Here is a 5,489-nt window from a genome sequence, read left to right as displayed (position 1 = left end):
AGCATCTGGAGCTGACCCGCGACATCGCGACCAAGTTCAACCACGACTATGGGGTCGATTTCTTCCCGCTGACCGAACCGGTGATCGAGGGCGCCGCCACCCGCGTGATGTCCCTGCGCGATGGCACCAAGAAGATGTCGAAATCCGATGTTTCGGACGCCAGCCGCATCAATCTCACCGATGATGCGGACACCATTGCCAAGAAGATCCGCAAGGCCAAGACCGACCCCGACGCCCTGCCCTCCGAGGAAAAGGGCCTGGAAGAGCGCCCCGAGGCCCGCAACCTGGTCAATATCTACGCCGCCTTGAACGGCCAAACGGTGACGCAGGTTCTGGCGGATGTCGGCGGAAAGCAGTTCTCGGAGTTCAAGCCCATGCTGGCCGAGCTTGCCGTGGAAAAGATGTCTCCGATCACGACAGAAATGTCGCGCCTGATGGAAAACCAGGATGAGATCGACAAGATCCTGACCCGCGGCTCCCAGCGCGCCCGCGAGATCACCGCGCCGATTCTGCGCCAGACCTACGACATCGTCGGCATGGTCGCCCCGGTGGAGATCTGATCCACCGCGATCAAAACAGCAAACCACAGGAAAGGCCCCCTCCGCAGGACGGGGCCTTTTCCTTTGGCGTCCTGTCGGCCCCCTCCTGCACGCGCGCTGCGCCCCGCGTGTTCACGCAAGAGGCCACAAGGAGCGAGGACGCTTTATGTCATTGAAAATAAATACAAAAACATGACGCCTGCGAAAAACTTCTCCAAAACTTACGTTCAACGCGATTTCGGCCTTGACCCTCTGGCCAGCATTCCGTAAATCGCCTCCACACAACGCGTGGCGGAGTAGCTCAGTTGGTTAGAGCAGCGGAATCATAATCCGCGTGTCGGGGGTTCAAGTCCCTCCTCCGCTACCAAATTTCCCAATAAATTCAGATGGTGGCACCGCTCGCGCAAAACTGACGTGGTTTTGGCGCAACATCGGTGCCGGGCTGGCGCGGCGCGTCAGAGGCGGCGATCCCGCGCGCAGGGTTCATGGCGTTGATTTGATTTCACCCGTGGTCAACACCGGCGCGGCGTCCATTTCATCCGCATCCAGCATCGCAGCGACCCGCTCCAAGGAGGCCAGGAGCTGCATCTGCTCCCAGTCCTTGAGCTGCTCGAACGCGCGCACATAGCGCTGCTGCAAGGCATCCGGCGCCGCCTTCACGGCCTCGCGCCCCGCCTCTTCCAGAATCACATTGGTTTGCCGCCGATCCGTTTCCGAGCGCATCCGCGTCGCCATCCCGCGAGAGACGATCTTGTCGACCAATGTGGTCACCGTCGCCTGCGCCACCCCCATGGTTTCGGCCAGCGCCTTGGGCGTGGCGCTGCCACCGTTGCGCGCCAAGAGCTGCAACACCCTGAGCTGCGCCGGTGTCAGCCCGGAGGCCTGCGCCAGGTTGCGGGAATAGAGCTCGGTCGCGCGCAGAATACGTCTGAGCGCAATCAGGCTTTCATCGGTTCGGTCACGCGGTTGATCTGTCATGCCCTCCCAAACTGCCACGAATGCCACGATCCTTCAATGGGCGAAGTATTCACATGCAATCCTTGGCATACCGAACTACATCCACACCCCAAAACAGCACAAAGGGAATGATTTTTCCCTTTATTTACATGATGTATACGAACTCGGGGAATAATATTACTTAGCTTCTTGAAGTTTTAATCTGAATGATATACTTAGACTATCAAATGAAACATGGAGACATTGAGCGATGCCCAAAGATATCCTGAATCCCGATACGCCCGCCGACCGAACGCGGCAGCCCCTTCTGCGCAAGCCAAATGCGACGGACGGGGCCGCAATCTGGGAGCTGGTCAAGGCCTGCGCGCCGCTCGACCGCAACTCCATGTATGCCAATCTGATCCAGGCCGATCACTTCCGCGACACCTGCGTGGCAGCCGAGCTGGATGGCGAAATCGTCGGCTGGATCTCCGGCCATATGATCCCGGGCCAGGATGTGTTCTTTGTCTGGCAGGTCGCCGTGGCGGACAGCGCCCGCGGCATGGGTCTTGGCAAGAAGATGCTGCATGCGCTGCTGGCGCGTCGCGGCATCAACGGCGCAACCGCGCTGCAAACCACGATTACTAAGGACAATGCGGCCTCCTGGGGGCTGTTCCGCAGCTTTGCCCGCGACATCGGAGCCGAGCTGAGCGACGCGCCGCATTTCGAGAAAGAGGCCCATTTCGATGGCGCGCATGACACCGAGCATATGGTTACCATCCCGCTCGAAAGCGTCGCGAGGATCCTGAAGCGCGCGGCCTGACGGCCTCGCATGCGCTTCCCTCCCCCCATTTTTCCAGATCTTCTTCCGAAAGGACTTCCCCATGCCCAAAGACATGGCACAAAATAATTCTATCTATACCCGTCGTGAAAGCAACGCGCGCTCCTATTGCCGCTCGATCACCGCGTCCTTTGACACCGCGCGTGGCTCGGAACTGTTTACCGAGGACGGCGCGCGCTACATCGACTTTCTGGCGGGCTGCTCCTCGCTGAACTATGGCCACAATGACCCCGACATGAAGGATGCGCTGGTGGCGCATGTGCTCAAGGACGGCATTACCCATGGGCTCGATTTCCACACAGAGGCAAAAGAAGCCTTCCTGACCACCTTTAACGACCTGATTCTGCGCCCCCGAGGCATGGATCACCGGGTGATGTTCACCGGTCCGACCGGTGCCAATGCCGTCGAGGCCGCGATGAAGATCGCCCGCAAGGTGACCGGGCGCAGCAATGTGATTTCCTTCACCAACGGGTTCCACGGGGTCACCATGGGGGCGCTGGCCGCAACCGGGAACGGCTATCACCGTGGTGGTGCCGGCATGGACAAGGCCGGCGTGACCCGCATGCCCTATGACGGCTATGCCGATGGTGTCGACAGCGCCGCGCTGCTGGACAAGATGCTGTCTGATCCCTCCGGCGGCATCGACGCCCCGGCCGCGATCCTGCTGGAAACCGTGCAGGGCGAAGGCGGCCTCAACGCGGCCTCACCGACCTGGGTGCGCAAGATCGCACAGATCGCCCATGACCATGGCGCGCTGCTGATTGTCGACGACATTCAGGCCGGCTGCGGTCGGACCGGCACGTTCTTCTCCTTCGAGGAAATGGGCGTGACCCCCGACATCGTGACCATGGCGAAATCCCTTTCCGGCTTTGGCCTGCCGATGGCGCTGGTTCTGGTGCGTCCGCAGCACGACGTATTCGGCCCCGCCGAGCACAATGGCACCTTTCGCGGCAACACCCATGCCTTTGTCACCGCCCGCGTCGCGATCGAGAAATTCTGGACCGGCAAGGGGTTCCACACAGAGCTCGCGCGCAAGGCGGATCTGATCACCTCGGCGCTGCAAGAACTGGCGACGCTGGTGCCGGGCGCCCGCCTCAAAGGGCGTGGCCTGATGCAGGGGGTCGATGTGGGCTCCGGTGACCTTGCCGGTGAGATCTGCGCCCGTGCCTATAGTCGTGGCCTGATTGTCGAGACATCCGGCCCCAACGACGAGGTGGTGAAGATCCTGGCACCGCTGACCACGCCAGAGGCGATCCTGGTCGAGGGCTTCTCGATCCTGACAGCCGCGACGCGCGATGTGCTGAACAGCAGCAAAATCGCCGCACAATAACATAGACGACCGGAGTACAAACAAATGATCATTCGCGATTTCAACACCCTGAAGAACACCGACCGCTCCGTGTCCGATGCGCGCTGGACCTCCACCCGCATGCTGCTGGCGGATGATGGGATGGGATTTTCCTTTCACATCACCGTCCTGGAAGCGGGCTCGGAGCATCAGTTCCACTACAAGCACCACTTCGAAAGTGTCTATTGCATGAAGGGCAAAGGCTCGATCACCGACCTTGCCACCGGCGAGACGCATGAGATCAAGCCCGGCGTGATGTATGCGCTGAACCTGCATGACAAACATATCCTGCGGGCCGAGGAAGAGCTGCATATGGCCTGCTGCTTCAACCCGCCGGTCACCGGCACCGAAGTCCACCGCGAGGATGGCTCCTACGCGCCTGCCGCGGAACTGGAAACGGATCCGGCCTAAGGGGGCGCAGAGAATGGCACATACCGTTGAGAAAATCGGCGGGACATCTATGTCCCGCGTGCATGAGCTGGTTGACACCCTGTTTATCGGTGATCGCAAGGGCGCCGATCTATATGGGCGTGTGTTCGTGGTGTCCGCCTTTGGCGGCATCACCAACCTCTTGCTGGAACACAAGAAAACCGGAGAGGCCGGGGTCTATGCCCGCTTCACCGATGCCGAGTCTGATCACGGCTGGCACGAGGCGCTCAGCCGCGTCGGCGAGGAAATGCGCCGTGCCCATGACGCGGTGCTCGACAATGCGGGAGATGTATCGCAGGCCGATGCCTTTGTCGCCGAACGCGTCGAGGGCGCGCGCAATTGCCTGATCGACCTGCAACGGCTGTGCAGCTACGGCCATTTCCGCCTGGCCGAGCATATGTTGCAAATCCGCGAGCTGCTCTCTGGCCTGGGCGAGGCACATTCCGCCTTTGTCACCACGTTGTTGTTGCAGCGCGCCGGGCTGAACGCGCGATTCGTCGACCTCTCCGGCTGGCGCGACGAAGGCGATGTGACGCTGGAGCAACGCATTGCGCAGGCCTTGGCGGATGTGGATATGACCAGCGAAATGCCCATCGTCACCGGCTATGCGCAATGTGCCGAAGGGCTGATGCGCGAGTTTGACCGGGGCTATTCGGAGGTGACCTTCTCTTGTCTTGCCGCCCAGACCGGCGCGGCGGAGGCGATCATCCACAAGGAATTCCACCTGTCCTCTGCCGATCCGAAACTTGTCGGCGAAGGGGTGGCGCGCAAGCTTGGCCACACCAATTTCGACGTTGCGGACCAGATGTCGAATATGGGCATGGAGGCGATCCACCCCAAGGCGGCCAAAACCCTGCGTCAGGCCGATGTGCCCCTGCGGGTGACCAATGCCTTTGAACCCGAAGATCCCGGCACGCTGATCGACGACAAGCCCGCCGACACCCCGGCGGTGGAGATGATCACCGGGCTGGATATCATCGCGCTCGAAGTCTTTGAGCAGGATATGGTTGGCGTCAAAGGTTATGACGCGGCGATTTTGGACATTCTGACCCGCCATGACGTGCGGATCGTGTCCAAGACCTCGAACGCCAATACCATCACCCACTATCTCGACACCTCGCTGACGGCGCTGAAACGGGTGGAAAAGGACCTGTCGCAGCTCTACCCCAACGCCGAGATTTCGGCGCGACTGCTGTCCATGGCCGCCGCCATTGGCCGCGATCTCAAGGGGCTGTCGGTGCTGACCCGTGGCTTGCAGGCGATCGCCGATGTGGGGCTGTCCAGCCTTGGCGCGTCGCAAGGCCCGCGCAATGTGGATGTGCAATATATCGTGGAGCGAGAGGACCTGAAACAGGTCATCACCAGCCTGCACAAAACCCTCGTCGAAGATCAGGCC

General features: G+C 60.9%; 5 protein-coding genes, 1 tRNA gene and 1 pseudogene. 6 read left to right on the top strand and 1 reads right to left on the bottom strand.

From position 1 onward, the window contains the following. Both HCZ87_RS19620 and HCZ87_RS19615 read left to right on the top strand, forming a co-directional pair. A pseudogene (locus HCZ87_RS19620) lies at positions 1 to 560 on the top strand (tryptophan--tRNA ligase); the annotation flags it as partial. A 269-nt stretch (positions 561 to 829) separates the two neighbouring features. Further along, a tRNA-Met gene (locus HCZ87_RS19615) sits at positions 830 to 906 on the top strand. Positions 907 to 1,022: 116 nt separating this feature from the next. On the opposite strand, the gene HCZ87_RS19610 is transcribed toward HCZ87_RS19615, so the two are convergent. Beyond that, complete coding sequence (locus HCZ87_RS19610) at positions 1,023 to 1,517, bottom strand: MarR family winged helix-turn-helix transcriptional regulator (protein WP_167646633.1); 495 nt, start codon at positions 1,515 to 1,517, stop codon at positions 1,023 to 1,025. 229 nt (positions 1,518 to 1,746) lie between these two features. Here HCZ87_RS19610 and ectA point away from each other — a divergent pair, with 229 nt between their 5' ends. From ectA to HCZ87_RS19590, 4 genes are all read left to right on the top strand, one after another. Beyond that, positions 1,747 to 2,298 carry a diaminobutyrate acetyltransferase gene (gene ectA, locus HCZ87_RS19605; protein ID WP_167646631.1) on the top strand — a complete coding sequence of 184 codons (552 nt, stop codon included), beginning with the start codon at positions 1,747 to 1,749 and terminating at the stop codon, positions 2,296 to 2,298. A gap of 61 nt (positions 2,299 to 2,359) precedes the next feature. After that, a complete protein-coding gene (gene ectB / locus HCZ87_RS19600) occupies positions 2,360 to 3,646 on the top strand; it encodes a diaminobutyrate--2-oxoglutarate transaminase (protein ID WP_167646629.1) in 1,287 nt (428 codons plus the stop codon). A gap of 24 nt (positions 3,647 to 3,670) precedes the next feature. After that, positions 3,671 to 4,075, top strand: a complete 405-nt coding sequence (locus HCZ87_RS19595; RefSeq protein ID WP_167646627.1) for an ectoine synthase — start codon at positions 3,671 to 3,673, stop codon at positions 4,073 to 4,075. A 13-nt stretch (positions 4,076 to 4,088) separates the two neighbouring features. Further along, the coding region (locus tag HCZ87_RS19590) for an aspartate kinase (protein ID WP_167646625.1) at positions 4,089 to 5,489 on the top strand (1,401 nt) is incomplete at its 3' end.

The organism is Phaeobacter sp. HF9A, from assembly GCF_011806385.1.
GTDB lineage: Bacteria > Pseudomonadota > Alphaproteobacteria > Rhodobacterales > Rhodobacteraceae > Epibacterium.
This window is presented reverse-complemented; position numbering and strand designations above follow the sequence as displayed.